The 21263-nt window shown below is 57.9% G+C and carries 14 protein-coding genes; 6 read left to right on the top strand and 8 right to left on the bottom strand.

Annotated elements, in window-relative coordinates; all coding sequences use genetic code 11:
* The first annotated feature begins 168 nt into the window (after nucleotides 1-168).
* Complete coding sequence (locus ACOBR2_RS17360; protein WP_420237362.1) at nucleotides 169-3762, top strand: carboxypeptidase regulatory-like domain-containing protein; 3594 nt, start codon at nucleotides 169-171, stop codon at nucleotides 3760-3762.
* Nucleotides 3763-3862: 100 nt separating this feature from the next.
* Here ACOBR2_RS17360 and ACOBR2_RS17355 read toward each other — a convergent pair whose 3' ends face one another.
* A complete protein-coding gene (locus ACOBR2_RS17355; RefSeq protein ID WP_420237361.1) occupies nucleotides 3863-5791 on the bottom strand; it encodes a CocE/NonD family hydrolase in 1929 nt (642 codons plus the stop codon).
* Between the two features lie 115 nt (nucleotides 5792-5906).
* Nucleotides 5907-7811 carry a M61 family metallopeptidase gene (locus tag ACOBR2_RS17350; RefSeq protein ID WP_420237360.1) on the bottom strand — a complete coding sequence of 635 codons (1905 nt, stop codon included), beginning with the start codon at nucleotides 7809-7811 and terminating at the stop codon, nucleotides 5907-5909.
* Nucleotides 7812-8201: 390 nt separating this feature from the next.
* On the opposite strand from ACOBR2_RS17350, the gene ACOBR2_RS17345 reads away from it, so the two are divergent.
* The 4 genes from ACOBR2_RS17345 to ACOBR2_RS17330 are packed head-to-tail and all read left to right on the top strand — an operon-like array spanning nucleotide 8202 to nucleotide 12235.
* A complete protein-coding gene (locus ACOBR2_RS17345) occupies nucleotides 8202-9590 on the top strand; it encodes a circularly permuted type 2 ATP-grasp protein (protein WP_420240032.1) in 1389 nt (462 codons plus the stop codon).
* On the top strand, nucleotides 9575-10585 hold the full coding sequence (locus ACOBR2_RS17340) for an alpha-E domain-containing protein (protein ID WP_420237359.1): 1011 nt from the start codon (nucleotides 9575-9577) through the stop codon (nucleotides 10583-10585). The genes ACOBR2_RS17345 and ACOBR2_RS17340 overlap by 16 nt, the downstream gene beginning before the upstream one ends.
* Before the next feature lie 33 nt (nucleotides 10586-10618).
* A complete protein-coding gene (locus ACOBR2_RS17335; RefSeq protein WP_420237358.1) occupies nucleotides 10619-11602 on the top strand; it encodes a transglutaminase family protein in 984 nt (327 codons plus the stop codon).
* A gap of 57 nt (nucleotides 11603-11659) precedes the next feature.
* Entirely contained in the window at nucleotides 11660-12235 is a 576-nt protein-coding gene (locus ACOBR2_RS17330; protein ID WP_420237357.1) for a hypothetical protein, read from the top strand.
* Nucleotides 12236-12346: 111 nt separating this feature from the next.
* On the opposite strand, the gene ACOBR2_RS17325 is transcribed toward ACOBR2_RS17330, so the two are convergent.
* Both ACOBR2_RS17325 and ACOBR2_RS17320 read right to left on the bottom strand, forming a co-directional pair.
* On the bottom strand, nucleotides 12347-13924 hold the full coding sequence (locus ACOBR2_RS17325; RefSeq protein ID WP_420237356.1) for a ribulokinase: 1578 nt from the start codon (nucleotides 13922-13924) through the stop codon (nucleotides 12347-12349).
* A gap of 238 nt (nucleotides 13925-14162) precedes the next feature.
* On the bottom strand, nucleotides 14163-14348 hold the full coding sequence (locus ACOBR2_RS17320) for a hypothetical protein (RefSeq protein WP_420237355.1): 186 nt from the start codon (nucleotides 14346-14348) through the stop codon (nucleotides 14163-14165).
* A 417-nt stretch (nucleotides 14349-14765) separates the two neighbouring features.
* On the opposite strand from ACOBR2_RS17320, the gene ACOBR2_RS17315 reads away from it, so the two are divergent.
* Complete coding sequence (locus ACOBR2_RS17315; RefSeq protein WP_420237354.1) at nucleotides 14766-15392, top strand: LamG-like jellyroll fold domain-containing protein; 627 nt, start codon at nucleotides 14766-14768, stop codon at nucleotides 15390-15392.
* A 118-nt stretch (nucleotides 15393-15510) separates the two neighbouring features.
* Here ACOBR2_RS17315 and ACOBR2_RS17310 read toward each other — a convergent pair whose 3' ends face one another.
* Genes ACOBR2_RS17310 through ACOBR2_RS17295 form a run of 4 tightly spaced genes read right to left on the bottom strand, consistent with a single transcriptional unit; the run spans nucleotide 15511 to nucleotide 21261 of the window.
* The gene (locus ACOBR2_RS17310) at nucleotides 15511-15837 is read right to left on the bottom strand and encodes a hypothetical protein (RefSeq protein ID WP_420237353.1); all 327 of its coding nucleotides are present in this window, start codon (nucleotides 15835-15837) and stop codon (nucleotides 15511-15513) included.
* A gap of 15 nt (nucleotides 15838-15852) precedes the next feature.
* The gene (locus ACOBR2_RS17305; RefSeq protein ID WP_420237352.1) at nucleotides 15853-16662 is read right to left on the bottom strand and encodes a lytic transglycosylase domain-containing protein; all 810 of its coding nucleotides are present in this window, start codon (nucleotides 16660-16662) and stop codon (nucleotides 15853-15855) included.
* Complete coding sequence (locus ACOBR2_RS17300) at nucleotides 16655-19957, bottom strand: efflux RND transporter permease subunit (RefSeq protein WP_420237351.1); 3303 nt, start codon at nucleotides 19955-19957, stop codon at nucleotides 16655-16657. The genes ACOBR2_RS17305 and ACOBR2_RS17300 overlap by 8 nt, the downstream gene beginning before the upstream one ends.
* Complete coding sequence (locus tag ACOBR2_RS17295; RefSeq protein ID WP_420237350.1) at nucleotides 19954-21261, bottom strand: efflux RND transporter periplasmic adaptor subunit; 1308 nt, start codon at nucleotides 21259-21261, stop codon at nucleotides 19954-19956. Before ACOBR2_RS17295 ends, ACOBR2_RS17300 begins: the two co-directional genes overlap by 4 nt.
* Nucleotides 21262-21263: the final 2 nt, after the last annotated feature.

Below are 21263 nucleotides of genomic sequence, written 5' to 3'. Positions count from 1 at the left end.
CGATGCGATACCCGGGGAAAGAATAAGCATCCGGACCGGATTCGGAAACAAAGTAAACCGGCCGGAACATCTTTTTGCCTGTTCACCGGATTTCTGGGAACAGGCTCACGGTACGAGAGGACCATAGTGTATTCAAAAACGTCTTTCATAAGCACGGCGAGCGCTATTTTGCGTTGTTTTGTCGCCGCATTGTTTGTGATCGTTCTGGCCAGTGCGCACGCGCAGGAATTCCGCGGTACGCTGGAAGGTTCGATCACGACGGGAGCCAACATCCCCGTTTCTCATGCACGGATTGAAGCGGTTCAGCAGGATACCGGTGCGCGTACCGATACGGTGACCGACGCACAGGGCCGTTATACGCTTCCTGGACTGGCTCCGGGTTCCTATCAGGTGACGGTCAAGGACGAGGGTTTCAAGACCTACGTCCGTCAGGGCATCACGCTTGATCCGGGCAGCCACGTGGCGATCAACCCCGTGCTGACGCCGGGCGCTATTACCGAGACCATCACCATCCGTCAGGATGCCTCGATGGCTGGTGGGCGCAGTGCCGCCAGTGACCAGACGATGGGCACGCAGGCTGTGCGCGAACTGCCTCTGAATGGCGGTGCACCTTCGACGCTCTCGCAGCTGGCTCCGGGTATGGCCAAGACCGATGCTCCGGGCGAAACCCGTCCCTTTGACAACTCGAGCAACGGCACGGTGGCGGGTACGCCGACCGGTTCGACGGAAGTCGAGCTGGACGGTTCGTCCGATATTGACTGGAAGTTCCGTACCACCTTCAATCCTCCTGCGGACGTAGTGGGCCAGGTAAAGACCACCGTCTTCCAGCCGGATGCGGCTTACGGTCACTCCGGTGGCGGTTTTGTGAACATGACCACCAAGGGCGGCGGCAACAAGTTCCACGGCGACGCTTACGAATTCAATAAGGTTTCGTACTTTGCGGCCAACAGCTACTTCAATAATCTGAGTGGTCTGAAGCGTCCGGTTACCAACTATAACCAGTACGGCCTGACCGCCAACGGCCCGATCTTCATTCCTTACTTCTTTGACGGCCGCAAGAAGCTGCTCTGGGAGTTTGCCTGGCAGGGTATCCGCGATACCACGCCAGCTTCGGGTACTACCTCTGTTCCGACCGACAAGGAAAAGACCGGTGACTTCAGCGATGTTACTGGTGTGATCTACGATCCGTACAGCACCACCAGCGCCGGAAAGCGTACTGCCATCCCCGGTAACTGCCTCTTCGGCACTTGCGCGAATGGTTACACGGGTTACTACGGAAGCAGCATGGCTGCGTTCAACCCGATTGCTGCCAATTTGATGAAGTATTATCCGAGCGGAGTCACCACGGCCAAGGTCAACAACTACGCCATCGATCCGGTTTCGCCGGACTTCTTTGATAGCGAGTTCGGCCGTTTGGACTTTATTCCTTCCGCCAGCGACAAGCTGTTCTACAAGATGTGGCACAACCAGCGTCTGCAGAAGGGCAACAACTTCCTGGGCAACGAAGGCACCGGCCTGAACCTGACCCGCGAGAACTGGGGTATGACGCTCGATGAGGTACACACTCTCAACCCCAACACCAGCGTGAATGTTCGCTTTAACTGGATGCGTTTTGTGGAGACTCAGGCTCCGACCAGCGCGGGCATGACTGCGAACTCGCTCGGTTTTGAGAATCTGGCTAGCACCTACAATGCCATGCCGCTGATCAAGTTCACCGGTACAAACTCCAGCGCAAGCTGCACCACCTCGTCCGGGAACGCGGTTACCTCTGGCAGTGGCCTGCAGTGCCTTGGTTCGGGTTCGAATTCCTCGGCCGGTCAGAATGCTTTTGACAGCTATCACATCTTTGGCGACGTGACCCACAAGGCTGGCGCGCACAACCTCAAGGCTGGTATCGACGTTCGTCAGAACCGCCGCTTTACCACCAACTGGCAGAACGCCACTGGTACCTACACCTTTGGCAACGACTACACGTTGGCCACTCCCACGACCTCTGCCGGTTCCAGCAACTGGGGTGCCGATATTGCCGAGTTCGAACTGGGTCTTCCCTCTTCGGGCGAATACGATACCGATTCCTTCAGCGCCACCAAGCTGGAGTACATGGCCCTGTTTGTGCAGGATGACTACAAGGTTCGTTCGAACCTCGTCATCAACGCTGGCATCCGTTTCGAGCACGACTTCCCGATGACCGAGCGTTCCAACCGTTCGACCAACGGTTTTGATCCGAATGCACCGCACAGCTTTACCAACAACGCCATTGCTAGTTATTCCAGTGATCTGAGCGCCAACCAGGCGACCGTTACAACCAATGCCACAACATATGGCACAACTTTTGCCATGCCTACCGCCATTGATCCTTTGGGTGGTTTGACCTTCACTTCGGCCAATAACCGCAACATCTACCAGACACCGTCGAAGATCTTCAGCCCGCGCATTGGCGTCTCCTGGAAGCCGGAGCGCCTGAAGGGCACGACGATTCAGGCTGGTTTCGGCCTCTACGTCTTCCCGATCGCTCCGATTGCCGACCCGACGCAGAATGGCTTTAGCTCGGCCAGCACCTATGTTCCGTCGACCGATGGCAGCTTCTATTTGCCGCCAAGCTGCACCTCTTACACCTCGTGCAGCAAGCCCAGTGGGGCTTACTGGCAGAACGCCTTTCCCAGCGGCCTGACGTCCCCGACCGGCGCTTCGGCTGGTGCGGATACCTTTGTGGGCAAGACGATTGCGTTCCTGGCACCGCAGCAGCGCGATGGATATTCGGAGCGCTGGCAGTTCCAGATCCAGAAGCAGCTTACGCCGAACGATTTGGTTCAGCTTAGCTACCTGGGCAACCGTGCCATCCGTATTCAGGTGACCGACAACTATCCCAACGCAATTCCTCAGAAGTACCGCCAGACCACGGCACAGCAGGAAGTGTTGAACGCCTCCACGAAGCTGACCAACCCTTTCCACGGCATCCTTCCCAGCACGACCACGTTGGGAACGACGAGCATCGGACTTTCGCAGCTGTTGGTTGCCTATCCTGAGTTCCCCAGCGGCTCGGGCATTGACGAAGAAGACCTCAATGCCGGTGAATCACACTTTCATAGCTTCAATGCCCGTTACGATCACCGTATGTCGAAGGGCTTTTCAATCACTTCGAACTTCTCGTGGTCGAAGCTGATTGAAGGCCTCTCCTATAAGGACAATGCGGACAAGAAGTTTGAACGCCGCATTTCAACCATCGACTATCCCTTCCACCTTTCAGCGACGGGCGTCTACAACCTGCCCTTCGGCAAGGGCAAACTGTACAACCCCAGCAACCTGATTGCCCGCAAGGCTGTCGAGGAATGGACGTTGACGGTTGGTTACTCGATGCAGTCGGGCGCTCCGGTCAAGTGGAGCACCATCGCGCAGTACTATGGTGGCGACCTTCACTGGAATGCCAGAAATCACACCAAGGCATTCGATACGACCCAGTTCAATACGAGCACGAGCACGACGGCGTACAAGGCGTTTGCCAGCTACTCCGTTCGTAACTTCCCGACGACTAACACTCACTGGCGTGCGGATTCGTTGAATGAGTGGAATGCTTCGCTGCTGAAGAACATCGCACTGTATCGCAATGTGAAGTTTCAGTTCCGCGCCGAAGCCTTTAACGTGCTCAACCACGTGACCTACTCTGCACCGGCAGTTACTCCCACGTCCTCGTCGTTTGGTACCATCACCTCGCAGTACAACACGCCCCGTACGTTGCAGTTCGGTGGCAAAATCAACTGGTAGCACTCGCTGCTGGATGCATCCCTCGCCGCGTAACTCGCGGCGAGGGATTTTTTTTGCGGAAGTGGCATAAGAACTAAGGCTATTTTTCCCAGAGCATAATTTACCGTTGCGGCACTACCAGCACTTCTACGCCACTGGCCGCATCCTTCTGATGGAAGATCTGCTCGGAGGCCTTCTTGAAGTCCTCGGGCTTGGCCGAAGGAATGTCGGTGAAGGTCTGCGGATTGCGATCCACCAGCGGGAACCACGAGCTTTGCACTTGCACCATGATGCGATGACCGCGGCGGAAGGTGTGGTAGAGGTCGGGCATGCTGAAGTTGATGGCCGTCTGCTGGCCGGGGGTGAGGGGTTCGGGCTTTTCCCAGCTATTGCGGAATTTGGCGCGGAAGGGCTCGCCGCGTAGCAGTTGCTGATAGCCGCCCATGTGCAGCGGAGGCGCATCCAGCACGCGCTTGTTGCCATGCGCGGTATCGGGCGCATCGGGATAATCGTCGGGATAGACATCGATGAGCTTCACCACGAAGTCGGAGTCGGTGGCGGAGCTGGCGATCTTCAGATGCGGCGCAATTGGTCCGGCAATCGTCACGTCTTCTTCCAGCGGCCCGGTCTGATAGGTGACTACGTCGGGCCGCTCGCTGGCGAAGCGCTGATCGTCCACCATGTAGCGCTGCGGAACCGTGTCGGTGGTGTAGGCAACGAAGGGCACCGGGTGGGCGGGATCGCTCAGATACTCATCCTTGCTGTTGGCCTCGGTGGGCGCGTCAAAGCTGAGCTTGCCATTGGCGTGGAAGTAGAGCGTTTTGGCGGCGGCAGCCCGAGGCGGCCACGCTTCCAGGTTATGCCACACATTGGTGCCCGTCTCAAAAACCACGGCGGCGGGCTGCTTGGCGCCCTTGCCCTTCAGGTAGTGCTCAAAGAAGGGATACTGTACCTGGCTGCGGAAGTACTCCGCCGTTTTGGCGTCGAATTGCACGTCACCCAGATGGCTGCCTTCGGAGCGCATCCAGCCGCCATGCACCCACGGGCCTTCGACGAGTGTAGCCGGCGTTGCAGGATTGAATTTGCGGATGGCGTTGTATGTGTAGAGCGGCCCGGCCAAGTCTTCAGCGTCGAACCATCCGCCTACCACCAGCACGGCGCAATGCACGTTGTTCATGTGTCGTTCCAGATCGCGCGGCTGCCAGTAGCTGTCGTAGGTGTTGTGGTGAATCTGATCTTCCCACAGCTTGGCGGGCGTGTTCAGTTTCTTGGTCAGGTTGTCCAGATTGCCTGCCTCAAGATAGAAGCGATAACTGTCCGGCGTGCCGAAGTCAAACTCGGGATCGTTTTCCTTGTTGATGGGCGTCTTCTGCTGATGGAAGAAGGGCGCATAGAAGCCATAGGTGGCCGAAAGCTTGAAGGCTCCGTTGTGGTAGGAATCATCACCACGGAAGAGGTCCGTCATGGGGGCTTGCGGGCTGGCAGCTACCAGCGCCGGATGTGAATCGATGATGGAGGCAGAGGTGTAGAAGCCCGGATAGGAGATGCCCCAGATGCCTACCTTGCCGTTGTTGTTCTCCACATGCTTGAGCAGGAATTCGATGGTGTCGTACATGTCGGAGGCGTCGTCCACATCCTTGGTGGATTTTTTCACATCGATGTGGGGACGCATTTCCACAAACTCGCCTTCGCTCATCCAGCGGCCACGCACATCCTGATTGACGAAGATGTAGCCGCTCTTTTCAAACTCGTCGGAAGGCCCGAGGCGCGTGGGATACTTATCGACGCCATACGGTTCCACGCTGTAGGGCGTGCGACTCATCAGGAATGGAAACGGTCCGGCTTCAGATGCGAAGGCCGTGGTCTTGGGCACATAGACAGCGGTGAAAAGTCGCACGCCATCGCGCATGGGAATGCGGAACTCGTACTTGGTGTAGTGCGAGCGGACAAAGTTTTCATCGGTGCTGGGCGCTGCCTGTTGGGCGTTGGTTGCCACGGCAGGAATCAGGCAAAGCAGTGCGGCAAAAAGAAAACGGCGCAGAGTGTGCATCGTCAGGGTCTTCCTCCATATAGGTCAATCAGAGTCATTGGGATTGTGGATGCGAAAACGGCGCAACTCCCAGAAGAGCCGCGCCGCGTTTTCGGTTTGAGGTGCGTGAGGTTGATTACTGCTCGGCCTTCTTGGGCTCGGCAACCTTTTCCAGTGTGGTCAGCGGCTTGGTGATTTCGTCCATGTACGCCGTTGTGCCGTCTACACGCTGCAGGGCTGGGTAGTGTTCGCCGTCGTGGTAGTCCACATCGGTCGTGCGTACAAAGCTGTCTGCTTGCAGAATCAAGTGAATTGGCGCGGCGTTGGTCTTGGCAGCGACAATCGCTTTGTGCAGCACTTCCGGTGAAAATACTTCGCCATTGATGGCGATAATTTTGTCGCTGGGGGCAAGCCGGGCCTTGTCCGAAGGGCCATTCCAGCGCACGTCGTAGATTTTTCCTTCGTTTGAAAGCCGCAGCCCGAGCGAGTACCAGGCATTCACGCCACGGCGGCGATCACTGGGCGCATCGGCATGCTCGCTGGGTTTTTCGTTATAAACAAGCTTGTAGCCGCCCTGTTCAATGCCGGCCACATCGGCGCGAGGGTTGATCTTGTCAATGCGGTCATGCAGGAAGGTTGCCCAGTCGTAGGGCACCACCTGATTCAGATCAGTAACTAACTCGTCGAAGTTATAAGTTACAATCTCCGGACCGGTGTTGCCGCCCTTGCCGAGGAAGATCTTCACAAAGTCATCGAGCGACTTCTTGTCGCCGGTGAGCTTGCGGATCAACGTGTCGGCATCGAGCCACAATAGCTCGCCTTCCATGTAGTAGTCCTGCCCGCGACGCATGCTGCTCCATGCCGGATTGCCGCCACGTAGAATGCTGGCTGCAACTGCGGTGTCAGCCGTTGAACGCCACGCACGGCCCGGCTTGGTGTCCAGATTCGCCGCCGAAGCCGCCAGGTTTTCGCGATACTCGGCCTGCGTTTCCAGTCCGGCGCGCGCCGCCAACACATCCCCCCAATACTCTGTCATGCCTTCGTATACCCACAGCAGAGCACCCTGCTGCGGGGTGGCAAAGTCGGGCTGATAGAGCCCTGCCGGACGGCGATACTTGCCGTTCCACGAGTGCGTGAATTCATGCGGAAGAAGATCTGCTTCCTGCCGCTGATGCTCCGCATCGGCGTAGCCTTTTTCGCCCACACCATTGTCCGACGACTGCCCGTGCTCCAGACCTTCACCACCGGCCACATCGCTGAGCGTGAGCAGGAAGTGATAGACGTAGTAGTGATGCGAACCGTAGAGGGCGCTGGCCTCGCGTACCAGGTTGCTCACACCTGCCAGAAACGTGGGCCGCAGCGCGGCGTCTTCCGGGTAGTCGGCCACCACGTCCAGATAATGCTTGGGAGTTATCTCTGGCGCCAGTGGGTACTCGTGGAAGTATTCACCGGTGATCACCGGAGAATCCAGCAACTGCTCCACGTTGGTGGCGGCAAAGTGCACGGTGGCTCCCGCGGCGGGCACAGGATAGGCATCTTCACCCACATGCGCAAGCGCGGTGCCAATGCCCCAACCTGCAGGCACCTTCAGCGCGGGTTCAATCGCAATCGAACGCACGGGTGTGGCCGCCGGATACAGCAGCAGGCCTTCCCATTCGAGAGCCGCCATCTTCTGGGTGATGCGGGAAGTGACGATGCTATCCAGATGCGCATGCAGCGTGGTCACACCCTTCGGTATGGTCAGATGATATGCGTACAGATCCACATCATCGCGCTTCCATTCCAGCTTCTGGCCATTGGCGGTGAAGACCACGCCTACAATGTTATCGGCCGGGCCGGACGGCATATGGTGGCCGGGAATCCACTTGGGTGTGGTCAGCGTCAGCGCGCCGGCAGTTACCGGCAGATCCACTTCAGCATGAAACATTTTGCGCGGCGCATCGGTCAAATCGGCCGTAATGCGAATCGGCGTCTTCTGCGCCATGGCGGGCATGAGGGAAGCCATGGCAAGCAGTCCTGCAGACAAGAATCTAATATTCATCGGGAAATTCTCCAGAGAGTTCAGAGTACAGCACCGGGCGTGGGGAAACACCTGCACATTGGACGCGCGGATCCCCTTTGAAGTTTCTGCGAGTGTCATCCCGAGGGTGTTGTCGATCTTCTCCAAAGACAAAGTCACATGAATCAGGGAGCTTTCTCGGGCTTTCCTGATGATTCCCTTATTTACCACATGCTACAAGCTGAATACAGGGTGTTTTCAGCAGAGAGTGAGGGTGGTGGGCGCACTGCGCCCGCCTGGTGGGGGCACCGCTCCTTCTCTCTGCTGGGCCCTGAATTCAACCAGGGAGCCACTTCGCCTATGAGCGCTGGCCATCCCATCGCACTCGATACGCTGTACGGCGACTATCCGCTGGACCACGCATACGATGAGATGCGCGAGGCCTCCGGCGATGTGCGGCCCCACTATCAGGCCCTGGCTGAAACCCTTGCAACCTTGCCCGTCGATGAACTGCAGCGCCGCAAACAGTCAGCCGATCTTTCTTTCCTCACGCAGGGCATTACCTTCACGGTCTACGGTCGGGATGAAGGCACCGAGCGCATCTTCCCTTACGATCTTCTGCCGCGCATGATTACCGCGCGAGAGTGGGACCGTATTGAACGCGGACTCACGCAGCGCATCCTCGCGCTCAATCTGTTTCTGCGCGATATTTATTCCGATGCGCAGATTCTTGCCGATAAAGTTATCCCCAGCGATCTGGTTTACAGCTGCAAACACTATCGTCGTCAGATGCGTGGCCTGCAGGTTCCGCGCAATGTGTATTGCGCCGTGATTGGCACTGACCTGCTGCGCCTGAACTCGGGCGAGTTTGTGGTGCTTGAAGATAATCTGCGTGTGCCCTCCGGGGTGAGTTACATGCTTACCAATCGCCGCGTCATGAAGCGCACCTTTCCGCAACTGTTTTCCAACTGCGGTGTGCGGCCGATTGAGCACTATCCGCAACTGCTGCTTTCCACGCTACGTTCGCTTGCGCCTGAAGGCCGGCCCGAGCCGAACATCGTGCTGCTCACACCTGGCGTCTTCAACTCTGCTTACTTTGAGCACACGTATCTGGCGCGGCAGATGGGCATTGATCTGGTGGAAGGACGCGATCTGGTGACGCACGACAACATTGTCTACATGCGCACCACCGACGGCCTCAAGCGCGTGGATGTGATCTATCGCCGCGTCGATGACGACTTCAGCGATCCGCTTGCCTTTCATCCCGATTCGGCGCTGGGCTGCGCAGGTTTGTTCAATGCTTATCGCGCGGGCAACGTCACTGTGACCAATGCTTTTGGCACCGGGCTGGCTGACGATAAAGCCGTCTACGCTTATGTGCCGCGCATGATCCGCTACTATCTGGACGAAGATCCGATTCTGCCGAACGTAGAAACTTTTCTGCTGAGTGAAAACGTCGAGCGTCAGCACGTGCTGGCGAATCTCGATAACCTCGTGGTGAAGGCCGTGGGCGAAAGCGGTGGCTACGGCATGCTGATCGGTCCACACTCCACGGCTAAACAGCGCGAAGAGTTTGCCCGTGCCATTGAGGCCAATCCGCGCAATTACATTGCGCAGCCCACGCTCGATTTTTCGCGTGCGCCCTGCCTGATCGGCGACCGGCTGGAACCGCGCCACATTGATCTGCGCCCCTACGTGCTCTATGGCGACAAGGTCAATATCGTGCCCGGCGGCCTCACCCGCGTGGCTCTGGAGCGCGGCTCGCTGGTGGTGAACTCTTCACAGGGAGGCGGGAGCAAAGACACATGGGTACTGGAATAGCGCTGCATTCCCGGGGACAGCAGAGCACCACCATGCTCTCGCGCGTGGCCGACAGTCTTTACTGGATGAGCCGCTATCTGGAGCGTGCAGAAAATACTGCGCGCCAACTCGACGTTACGCTCAACCTGATGCTGGACACGGGAGGTGAAAGCAGCGAGTTGCGCTGGCAGCATCTGCTGGCCTCGCTCGGGAATCCCTCCGGTTTTGATTGGGATGGATCGATGGATTCGATGGCGCGGCGTCTATTTTTTGACAGCGCCAATCCCGCTTCCATTACGTACTGCATCAATGGAGCGCGTGAAAATGCCCGTCAGGTGCGCGAAGAAATTTCTACCGAGCAGTGGCAACGCCTGAACCGCCTCTATCATCAACTGCACGCGCCCAACGCACCGGCACAGTTTGATTCCAACCCTAGTGACATGCTGCTTTCCGTCGTCGATGGTGTTCATCTTTTTCAGGGTGTGGGGCATTCCACGATGATTCATGGACAGGGCTGGCAGTTCATTCGCCTGGGCGGATCGCTGGAACGCGCCTATGCTACTGCTACGCTGTTGGAAGTCTACGGGCCGGTGTTGGCACACGCGCATCAACTCGACCACTCCGGCTATCAGTATCTGGAGCTGGTTGGATTGCTGCGTTGCTGCACGGCCTTTGAAGCCTATTGTCAGGTTTATACGGCCGACATTGTTCCCGACCACATTCTCGAATTTCTTCTGCTCAACCGGGACTTTCCGCACGCCATTCGCTATACGGTTGACAGCATGCGCAACGCCATCGAATCGATTCAGCGTAACGGCGGACGCCGCGCCCCGGAAGAGCTTGCTGCCGGTATTGGCCGCCTGCACGCCATGCTCGAATACACCACCATCGGTGAGATTCTTTCGAGCGACAGCACTTCATTTCTGCACACCATCCGGCAGCAGTGCTTGCGCATTCATGAGCAGATTTACCGCAACTATGTGCACTATTCCATTCAGTCCGCGCTGGCGGTCTAGGGCATTCAAAGAAATGCCTTCACGGAGAAGACAATGAATTTTTACTCCATCCGCCACCTGACCCGCTTTCGCTACACGCGCTCGATCTCGGAGAGCATCATGGAGACGCGCATGCACCCGCGCTCGGACTCCAATCAGCATTGCCTCAGCTTTGCGCTCTCTGTCAGCCCGCGTTGCCGCGTCTTCAGCTATCGCGATCATCTGGGCAACAACGTACAGCACTTCGATATTCCCGGCGAGCACAACCAACTGGTCATCGTGGCTGAGTCCATTCTGGAGTTACAGCCCTCTGCGGAGATTCCTGCCTTTCTTTCTTCCGATGCGTGGGACGAACTGGAAGCGCTGGTCCACACCGGCGATTCCTGGGAGATGCTTCTGCCTTCTACCTTCGCGGTGGAAACGCCGGCGCTGAAAGAGCTGGCCAGAAAACTCGATGTGGTGCGCCGCGATGACCCACTCATGCTGGTGCACGAACTCAATCGCCGCCTCTTTGAATACTTTGAATACGAGCCGCGTTCCACGCGGGTGGATTCGCCTATCGATGAAGCCATCCTGAGTCGCAAGGGCGTCTGTCAGGACTTTACGCACACCATGATAGCGCTCCTGCGTCAGGTGCGTATTCCCGCGCGCTACGTTTCGGGCTACCTCTATCGCAGCCGCGAAGACAATGACCGCTCCACACCCGATGCCACGCATGCCTGGGTGGAGGCGTTCCTGCCGCATCTGGGCTGGGTGGGCTTTGACCCCACCAACAACCTTGTCGCGCATCATCGCCACATTCGCACTGCAGTGGGCCGTGACTACGCCGACGTTCCGCCCACGCACGGCATCTTTCGCGGCAAAACCGAGAGTGAGCTATACGTGGCCGTGCATGTGGAAGCCAGCGCGCAACCCCCCGCGCTCGACCGCAAACTGCCCATCCCGGAAGACTGGAGCGTGCTGGTGGAACGCGCCCAACAGGTGCCAGCAGCCACCGTCCCCTTCGTGGACTTGCAGCAGATGCAGCAGCAACAGTAGTAAGCCGATGGCGGTGCAGCCGAACTTCTTGGTACGATTCATGCGAGGAGAAAACGCATGAAGATCGCAATCATGCTGTTGGTTTGCATCGTTGCTTTTCCTGCCCTGGCTCAGACCCAGATCGAGAATGTGGAACTGACTGCGCTGTTCAAAGCGGATCAATCAGCACGCCAGAGCAAGAACATCGATTGGCAGAAGCTCCAATCCGAAGATGAGCAGCGCCGACAGCAGGTGCGCCAAATGATTGACAAGGGAGAGGTGCGCACGGGAATCGACTACTTTCATGCAGCACTGATCTTTCAGCACGGCCAATCGGCAGACGATTTTCTGTTCGCCCACGTACTGGCGATGGATGCTACAGCTCTTGGCTACAAAGATGCGCGCTGGCTCTCGGCCGCCACGCTAGATCGCTACCTTCTAACCATCTCCCGGCCGCAGATCTTCGGGACCCAGTTCGAGCCAGTACAAGGCAAATCCAACTACTGGGAGCATCGCAAAATAGATGCTGTGCTCTTGCCTGACAGTGCACGTAACGCGCTCTGTGTGATGTCAATGGAGGCACAGGAAAAAAATCTAGAAGAAGCTGGGCGTGCCGGCACGTTTCACGGAACAAGCCTTCCCAACTGCAAGTGACCGGCTATTCCGTTAATTGATATGCAGCAACCACAGTAAGCCATTTTCCTTCAATGCAAACGGCCGGCCGAAGAACTTTCTTCGACCGGCCGTTTGGTTGTTTGCGAACAGTTATCCGCGTGCTGCAGCGGCGATCTTGCGTAACTCCGGTAATACTGCGCCCAACGCCACTGGCGCGGCATTGCGCGTGCCTAGCGCGAAGTACACAGAACGATAGAGTTGATAGAGCTGCTCGTAGGTCTTTACTGCTTCGGGCTCAGGCTTGACCGTGCGCAGCGGCAGGCAGACTGCGGCCTGCGCTTCTTCAATGCTCTTGTACGCGCCCGCCGCCAGCAATGCGAAGATGCCTGATCCAAGGCTCGTGGGAATGCCCGATGGCACCAGTATCGGCTTGTTCAGCACGTTGGCATAGATGCGGTTCAGCACTTCGTTCTTCTGCGGAATGCCGCCCGCATTTACCACGCGGTCAATGCGTACGCCGTGCTCGGCCATGCGCTCTAGAATAATGCGAGTATGAAAGGCCGTGCCCTCGATGGCTGCGAACAGCTCGTCTTGCGCTGTGGAAACCATGTTCCAGCCGAGTGTTACGCCGCCCAACTCGGGGTTCACGAGCACCGTGCGGTCGCCGTTGTCCCAGGTCAGGCGCAAGAGGCCACTCTGCCCGGGCTTCCAGCTATCCAGGCCCTGGCTCAGCTCGGCCACGCTCTTGCCTGCACGTTTTGCAATCACATCAAAGATGTCACCCACGGCAGAAAGCCCTGCCTCAATGCCCGTGTACTGCGGATGCACGCTGCCGGGCACCACGCCGCAAACGCCCGGAACCAGCTCGGCCTTCTTTGCCATGGCGATGATGCAGGTGGAGGTTCCCACCACGTTCACCGCGTCGCCTTCCTTGCAGTTGGAGCCGATCGCGTCCCAGTGCGCATCGAATGCGCCCACCGGAATCGGAATGCCAGCCTTCAGGCCCAGCTCGGCAGCCCACTTTTCCGACAAATGCCCCGCCAGATGATCGCTGGTCAGATACTCGCCGCCCAACTTTGCACGAATCCCCTTGAAGAGCGGGTCAACGGCCACCAGAAACTCCTCCGGCGGCAGACCATCCCACTTGGGGTTCCACATCCATTTGTGGCCCATGGCGCATACGGAACGCTTCAGTTGGCTTAGCTCGGTGATGCCGCAGAGCGTGGCGGCCACCATGTCGCAGTGTTCGAGCGCCGTCACAAATTGGTCGCGTTTTTCAGGGTTGTGGCGCAGCCAGTGCAGCAGTTTGGAAAAACCCCATTCATGCGAATAGGTTCCGCCGCACCACTGAATGCCCTCAAAGCCCAGTTCGTGGGCCTTGGAGGTGATCTCCTGGGCTTCTTTGTGGGCACGGTGATCGCACCACAGATAGTATTCGTCGAGCGGTTGCAGGCCAGTACCTACCGGAATCACGCTGGAGCCGGTGGTGTCGAGGGCAATGGCCGCAACGGTGCTGCCGGGCGTGCCGGTCTGCTGAAGTACGTCGCGGGTGGCCTGCGTCAGCGCATTCATCTGGTCAAAATGCGACTGCGTGGCGTGGTCGGGATCCTCGCGTTTGCGATGGAGCGGATAGCTGGCCGAAGCGGTGCCGATGGGCCCCTTCTGGCTGTCGACAAGAGTGACACGAACACTCAGAGTGCCAAAGTCAACGCCGGCAACAATAGTCATGAAAAGTGCACCTCAGGTAAACGCTTTCTGGTTCGCCAACAAGGTTACACCATTCAATCATTCAGCGTCAGTAGCTGGAGGCAAAATTCTGGGCGCAAACGTGGCAATCGCTTACCTGAACCTGTTCTGCGCGCCTTGTCTTTCGTTTCCATGGGATGAAAAACGTGGCTCTTTCCCGGGTTCGGGAAGCTGAACCCGGGAAAGCCACAGATGTGCGGAAAGCTTGCGCGCCGCTGGCCTATTTGGAGAAGAGACCGGATCCACCCCGGCCGCTATGTGCCGCTCCTTTGTGTGCTGCCTTGTTGGCGATCATGTTCAGTTTCTTTGCGGTTGCCGACGGATCTTCTTGTTCCGGCGGGGAAAGATTCGCTTGCACTGGCTGGTCATTGTCACTCTTGAGATTGAGTTGAATGAAGCGTTCCATGGCGCATCCTCCGTTGGAGTATTGTGCTCTCTTTCTCACATTCTGGGAAGGCCGCAAGGGGAGTTTATTTTTGCGTTCCGTCACCTTGGTGACTACACGCTTCGGTCGACACCCATTCCGAATATCGCCGCAGGGATGGATCAGAAAAAACTACACGTCGCAATGCGTTTTTCCGTCGCCAGTGAAGCCGTACCTTGCAAAATAAAGCCCTGATTCTATACTTCTTGCCTCTCCGATTTGCCCTTTGCCTGCCGTTTGCCTGAGACTGGAAGCAATCCCCGCATTCCTGTGAGCGTTATGGAATGCGGCAAAACAGGTTGAGATTTTCTTGAAGGGCAGCACATGAACCTGTCCTCCTCTTGTCCACCTTTTTCCTGCCGGGCGCGCTTAAAGCGCGTCAACGGCCCCATGAGAGCGATGACACAAGCAAATTCTGCAGCACAGGTGTGGCACTTCAACAGCCTTGAAACCATTGCCGGTCAGCCCGTTGAGGTGGTTGGCCAGCCCAAGCTGATCGACACGCCTGCGGGCAAGGCCGTGCACTTCAACGGCTCCAGCGACGTGATCTATCTGCCCGTGCATCCGCTGGCAGGCGCATCCACCTTCACGTGGGAAGTGGTTTTCCGTCCCGATGGCGGCCACGAGGAGCAGCGCTTCTTCCATCTGCAGGAACATGCCAACGGCGTGGATGGCGACAGCCGCATGCTCTTTGAGATTCGCGTGATCGGCAACGAGTGGTGCCTGGATGCTTTCGTCAAGTCGGGTGAAAACGGCCTGACGTTGATCGACCGCTCCAAGCTCTTCCCCATCGGCAAGTGGTATCGCGCCACCATAGTTTTCGACGGCAGCCAACTGCGTGCCTACGTGGGCGATGCTCTGCAGGGCGAAGGTCCGCTGACCTTTGTGCCGCAGACCGCTGGCCGCACTTCGGTGGGCATGCGCATCAACCAGGTTTCGCCCTTCCACGGCGCGGTTCTGCAGGCCCGTATGACGCCCAAGGCGCTTGCTCCGGCGGAGTTCCTGGCTCTTCCCGCAGGTCTGTAAAACGGTTCTCCAATAAGTTAGATGTAGCGATTGTTGGTATTGCAAAAGGGTGCTTTTTCCTCAGGAAAAAGCACCCTTTTGCAATGCGGTTTTATTTGTAGAACAATTCCGAAAAGCTTTAGCGTGCTGCCACGGTACGAATCGACTGCACGTCCAGCGTTGTGCCCTTCAGAGTGCCATCCACTTTGACATGCTGGCCAGCGAACGGAGCGAGCTTTTCCGGCTTGGCACCGAGGGTGTAGATCTTGGAGCCAGCTACCAGCACATACTTCGAACCTTCTTTCAGGCACGCCTGCGTGCACTGTGCATCGGACATGCCGGGCATCATGTGCTTGCGTCCGCACATCGAGTCAGAGACGAAGCCGTCAAAGCTTTGCGCGGCGAAGGCGGCGGGTGCGAGGGTGAGGGATGCGAACAGGGCAAAAACTGCAGACTTGAGGATCATGAAATTCTCCTTGATTCAGGGTTGATTTTGCGTTGCGGGGGGAAGGGAAGGCGCAGGTGCCCGCCCTGAAGAAACTGCGGAACTGGTGGAAGAGGATGCCGTGGCAAATACGACATCGGCAGGGGGAACAGAGTGAAAGAAAGAAGGGGCGGAATCTTGCTGCCAGCGGGCAAGCACGGCTGGAACATAGGCGCGCGTTTCTGCCGGAAGTGCTCCGGCGCGGGCCAGAGCGGAAAAATCCGTGGTGTGCGCTCGCTGCATGGCAGAAGAGAGGTTTTGTTCTCCCCAGTTGTAAGCCGCCAGAGCGAGCGGCCAGGAACCGAATTGCTCGTAGATGTCGTGCAGATAACTGGCTGCGGCCATGGTGGAGCGCGCAGGATCAAGCCGCTCATCGAATTGGTCGCTCACGACAAGACCATAGCGGCGAGCGGTGGTCGGCATCAGTTGCCACAGTCCACGCGCACCCTTCGGCGAAAGCGCCTGAGGATTGCCGTGGCTCTCGATTGCAATCACGGCCGCCAGATTCGCCGGCAGGCCGTGCTGCAACAGGATGGGCTGCACCATGGAGGCAATGTGGTGCAGGTTCGGATCGGTTGTGATGTCAGAAGTTGCCACGGCATTCTTCACTTCAAAAGGGAGTTCTTCCACTAGCTGTTGGTCTGGTGTGACGGGTGCTTGTAGAAGCGTTTCGGCTGCCTGATTGAGGCGCGCATTGAGGGCCGTGAATTCAACGGCAGGTTGCTGTGCCTGGGCTGCGAGGCTGACGGTGGCAATAAGAATTGCGAGGCCGATCAAGCGCGTGGAGAAGACGAGAAGCTTACGCATGTTCTGCCTCCGTGGAAGCAGCCTGAGTGCGCAATGCTGGCTTGACTTCGCAGTGCCACTTCCAGAGGGCGAAAATGGGCGGATAAATGACCAGCTCCATTAGGAACGAGGTCAGGATTCCACCCAGCATGGGCGCGGCAATACGCTTCATCACGTCGGCTCCCGCGCCGTTCGACCAGAGAATGGGCAACAGGCCAAAGACCATGCACGCTACGGTCATGACCTTGGGACGCAGCCGCTTGACTGCGCCATGCACCACAGCTTCACGCAGAGCATCCCAACTGCGGATGCCGCCCTTCTGCATGGCATCCTGATAAGCAAGATCCAGATACATCAGCATGAAGACGGCCGTCTCCGCATCCACTCCTAGCAGTGCGATCAGTCCTACCCAGACGGCGATGCTCAAGTTGTAGTGGAGCAGATAGAGAAACCAGATTGCGCCGATGGCCGAGAAGGGCACGGCCAGCAGAATAATCAGCGTTTTTACGGCAGATCCGGTATTGAAGTAGAGCAGCAGGAAGACGAGGAAGAGCGTGATGGGAAGCACCAGTTTGAGGCGGGCCGCCACGCGCTGCATCGATTCATATTGCCCGCTCCAGACCAGCTCATACCCGGCAGGCACGGTGACTTTTTCCGTCACGACGCGCTTGGCGTCGGTTACATAACTGCCAATGTCGCGCCCATTCACATCGACATAAACGTATCCACAGAGGCGGCCGTTTTCGTCGCGGATCATGCCTGGTCCGGTGCGGAAGTGGATGTCGGCAATCTGCCCCAGCGGAATCTGCGCGCCGGAGGGCGTTGCCACCAGAACACGTTCCAGTGAGTCAACATCACTGCGATCATCGCGCAGGTAGCGGACATTCACGCTGTAACGCTCGCGGCCTTCCACCGTTGTGGAAACCGCATCGCCGCCGATCGCGCCCGTCACCACGGCTTCAGCATCGTCGACGGTCAAGCCGTAGCGGGCCAGTGCATCGCGCTTCAAATCGAAGTCAAGAAAGTAGCCGCCGCTGGTGCGCTCGGCAAAGGCGCTGCTGGTGCCCGGCACGGATTGCAGCGCCGCTTCAATCTGGCGGCCAATGCGCTCGATCTCCTCGGCATTTGCGCCCAGTACCTTGATGCCGATGGGGGTACGAATGCCGGTGGAGAGCATGTCGGTGCGCGCTTTGATCGGCATTGTCCATGCGTTGGAGACGCCGGGAATCTGCAGCGCTTCATTCATTCCACCGGAGCCATAAATCAGGTCATTGGTAGAGATGTGATCGGGCCAGATGCGGCGCAGAAAATTCCACGTCCATTGCGGCAAGTGGTCCTTGTACCAGCGGGGTTTGGCAGGCCACTGGTTCTGCGGTTTGAGCAGGATCGTCGTTTCCATCATCGAGTAAGGAGCAGGATCGGTTGCGGTATCGGCGCGTCCTGCCTTGCCGAAGACGCGCTCCACTTCAGGGAACCGGGCGATGATCTGGTCCTGCTTCTGCAGCAGGCGGGAAGCTTCAGCCACTGAAATTCCCGGCAACGTGGAAGGCATGTAGAGCAACGTTCCTTCGTCGAGCGGAGGCATGAACTCCGAGCCCAGCCGCTCAAAGGCGGGAACGGTAAGCACCATTGCCAAAACCGCCAGCAGAAGCGTCAGCCAGCGAAAGTCGATGGCGGTTTCAACCACGGGAAGATAAAGCTTCATCAGCGGACGGCTGATGGGGTGCTTTTCTTCGCTGTGGATTGTTCCTGTCAGCACGGAATTCAGAATTCGCGCCAGCCAGCGCGGTCGAAAGCTGAAGCCATCGAGCCGGGCAAAGAGCAGACGCATGGCCGCGGGCGCAAGCGTGATCGACAGCAGGGCGGCAATCGCCATGGAGAAGTTCTTGGTGTAGGCGAGAGGCTTGAAGAGTCGTCCTTCCTGACCTTCGAGCGCAAAGACAGGAAGAAAGGCAACGGCAATTACCAGCAGCGCAAAGAAGCTGGGCCCAGCAACCTGCTTGACTGCGGCCAACACAACGGTGTGCGGAGGGCCTTGCCTGCCTTCTTCCTGCCACTGTTCCAGCCGCTTGTGCGCCTGCTCCACCACAACCACCGTTGCATCCACCAGTGCGCCAATGGCCACGGCAATGCCGCCCAGCGACATGATGTTGGCCGTCATTCCAGAGAGCTGCATGGGAATGAAGGCCAGCAGCACCGTGACGGGAATGATGAGGATGGGAACCAGGGCGCTGCGCAGATGCCAGAGGAAGATGAGAATCACCAGACTGACGATGATGAGTTCTTCAATGAGTGTGTGCTGCAGATTTTCAACGGCGCGATCAATTAACTCGGAACGGTCGTAAGTGGGCACGATTTTTACGCCCGGCGGCAGGGTGGGGGCAATCTCCTGCAGTCTGGTTTTTACGCGCTCAATGACCTTCTGCGCATTCTCACCGTAGCGCATGATGACGACGCCGCCCACGGCCTCGCCTTGGCCGTTGAGATCGGCAACGCCACGGCGCAGATCAGGGCCGAAGGCTACGGTGGCCACATCGCGAATGAGCACGGGCGTTCCGGTGTGTGAGTTGGCAGCGATTACCGTGTTCTTCACGTCGTCGAGTGAGCGGATGTAACCACGCCCGCGCACCATGTACTCGCGGCCAGTGAACTCCACCAGACGCCCGCCCACGTCGTTGTTGGATTTTCCCAGCGCATCGCTGATGGCCTGGATGGGAATGTGATAGGCGAGCAGGCGGTTGGGATCCACATTGACCTGATACTGCCGCACAAATCCGCCGATGGGCGCAACCTCCGCCACGCCGGGCACGGTTTGCAGCGTGTAACGCAGAGACCAGTCCTGATAACTGCGTAACTTCTCGTTGCTCATTTTTCTAGTGGTATCTACCAGCGCGTACTGGTAAACCCAGCCCACCGAAGTTACATCCTTGGCTAACTCCACGTTGACGCCTTTGGGTAGCCTCGGAGTAACTGCGTTCATGTACTCCAGGGTGCGTGAGCGCGCCCAGTAAATATCCGTGCCTTCGTCAAAGATGATGTAGATGTAGGCGTAGCCGAAGTCGGAAAAGGCGCGGATGTCTTTCACATGGGGCATGCCCAGCAGCGCCGAGGCAATTGGATAGGTGACCTGATCCTCAACAATGTCAGGACTGCGATCCCAGTGCGCATAGACGATCACCTGCGTGTCAGAGAGATCGGGGATGGCATCGAGTTTGGTGTTGTGCATCGAGTACCAGCCGAGCACGGCCGCCACTGCCGAAAGCATGATGACCAGCAGCGGATTGCGATCGCAGAAGTCGATGATGCGGCTGATCATTGCGCTCCTCCAGCGGAAGACTTCATGCGGCTTTCGGAATCAAGCAGGAAGTTGCCGGAGCTGACCACGACCTCGCCCTCCTTGAGCCCAGCCAGTATCACGGTTTGCCCATCGACCACTGGCCCAATCGTTACGTGGCGCGGCTCGAATGCGCCGCCGGGATGCACCACAAAAACCTGCTGCGTGTTGCCGGAGTCAAGTACGGCTTCCTGTGGCACCAGCAGCGGCTTGCCGTAGTCCACATGCAGTGTGGCGTCGGCAAACATCTGCGGCTTGAGCTTGAAACCTGGATTTGGTAGCTGCACACGCACCTTGACCGTGCGCGTCTGCGGATCGACAGACGGATCGATGTAAAAGATTTTTGCGGTGTAAGTCTTGCCCGGGAAGTAACTCAACGTGAGGGTCATTTTTTGGCCGAGGTGAACGTACGGAAGTTCGTACTCATAGATGTCTGCGTTGGCCCACACCGAGGAAAGATTGCTCAGCGTGTAGAGCTCCGTGTCGGGCGTGGCAGAGGCCTGGGGAAAGGCTTTGCGGTCGGTGACGAAGCCGCTTACCGGCGCATAGAAGGTCAGGTCGCGGGTGACCTCGCCTGTTGCGTCGAGCCGCGCAATCTGCTGGTCGGTCACGTCGAGCAGCTTCAGCTTTTGTCGCGACGAGGCCAGCAGTGAAGCTGCGCCTTCCCGCACCTCACGTATGGATGCTGTGCCGAGCGTTGCGTTGCCACGCCGCGCAATCAGGTACTCCTCTTCGGCAGCCACCAGATCGGGACTGTAAAGGGTGAAGAGCTTGTCGCCCTTGTGCACTAACTGCCCGAGGGCGTCCACAAAGACCTGATCGATGAATCCCGAGGTCTTCAGATGCACATGCGAGATGCGCGTTTCATCGGCTACGATTTCGGCCGAGGTGTGGATCTCGCGCACCAGCGGTGCACGGCGCACAGCCACCGTTTGCACGCCCGCCAGCGTCTGCTGATTTCCGCTCAGCGTCACGGTTCCCGCAGGCATTGTGTCGGCCTTCGATTCTTCGGCGTACTTGGGCACCAGCGTCATTCCGCAATCGGGTGCAATGCCGGGCTTGTTGGACTTGTAGGCCGGGTGCATGGGGTCGTACCAGTAGAGAATCTTTGGCCCGGAGGACGAGGTCGTTTTGGCTGCGCTGGAGTTAGTTTGGATAGCTCCGGAAAACCAGCCACTGCGTATGGCAACAGTCACAACTACAACGGAAGCGGCGATTAGAAGCCCCGCCACAATCCATTGGCCGATCTTTTTGCGCCGCTGTTCCTGTGTTTTTGTCTCTTCCATGA

It is taken from the genome of Telmatobacter bradus, assembly GCF_048629425.1.
GTDB classification, from domain to species: Bacteria; Acidobacteriota; Terriglobia; order Terriglobales; family Acidobacteriaceae; genus Telmatobacter; species Telmatobacter bradus.
This window is presented reverse-complemented; position numbering and strand designations above follow the sequence as displayed.

Bases quoted from the DNA above. Each gene is read 5' to 3' on its own strand.
- ACOBR2_RS17340 (WP_420237359.1), top strand. From the start codon at position 9,575: ATGGGTACTGGAATAGCGCTGCATTCCCGGGGACAGCAGAGCACCACC.
- ACOBR2_RS17295 (WP_420237350.1), bottom strand. From the start codon at position 21,261: ATGGAAGAGACAAAAACACAGGAACAGCGGCGCAAAAAGATCGGCCAA.
- ACOBR2_RS17320 (WP_420237355.1), bottom strand. From the start codon at position 14,348: ATGGAACGCTTCATTCAACTCAATCTCAAGAGTGACAATGACCAGCCA.
- ACOBR2_RS17325 (WP_420237356.1), bottom strand. From the start codon at position 13,924: ATGACTATTGTTGCCGGCGTTGACTTTGGCACTCTGAGTGTTCGTGTC.
- ACOBR2_RS17355 (WP_420237361.1), bottom strand. From the start codon at position 5,791: ATGCACACTCTGCGCCGTTTTCTTTTTGCCGCACTGCTTTGCCTGATT.
- ACOBR2_RS17315 (WP_420237354.1), top strand. From the start codon at position 14,766: ATGACACAAGCAAATTCTGCAGCACAGGTGTGGCACTTCAACAGCCTT.
- ACOBR2_RS17350 (WP_420237360.1), bottom strand. From the start codon at position 7,811: ATGAATATTAGATTCTTGTCTGCAGGACTGCTTGCCATGGCTTCCCTC.
- ACOBR2_RS17305 (WP_420237352.1), bottom strand. From the start codon at position 16,662: ATGCGTAAGCTTCTCGTCTTCTCCACGCGCTTGATCGGCCTCGCAATT.
- ACOBR2_RS17330 (WP_420237357.1), top strand. From the start codon at position 11,660: ATGAAGATCGCAATCATGCTGTTGGTTTGCATCGTTGCTTTTCCTGCC.
- ACOBR2_RS17335 (WP_420237358.1), top strand. From the start codon at position 10,619: ATGAATTTTTACTCCATCCGCCACCTGACCCGCTTTCGCTACACGCGC.
- ACOBR2_RS17345 (WP_420240032.1), top strand. From the start codon at position 8,202: ATGCGCGAGGCCTCCGGCGATGTGCGGCCCCACTATCAGGCCCTGGCT.
- ACOBR2_RS17300 (WP_420237351.1), bottom strand. From the start codon at position 19,957: ATGATCAGCCGCATCATCGACTTCTGCGATCGCAATCCGCTGCTGGTC.
- ACOBR2_RS17310 (WP_420237353.1), bottom strand. From the start codon at position 15,837: ATGATCCTCAAGTCTGCAGTTTTTGCCCTGTTCGCATCCCTCACCCTC.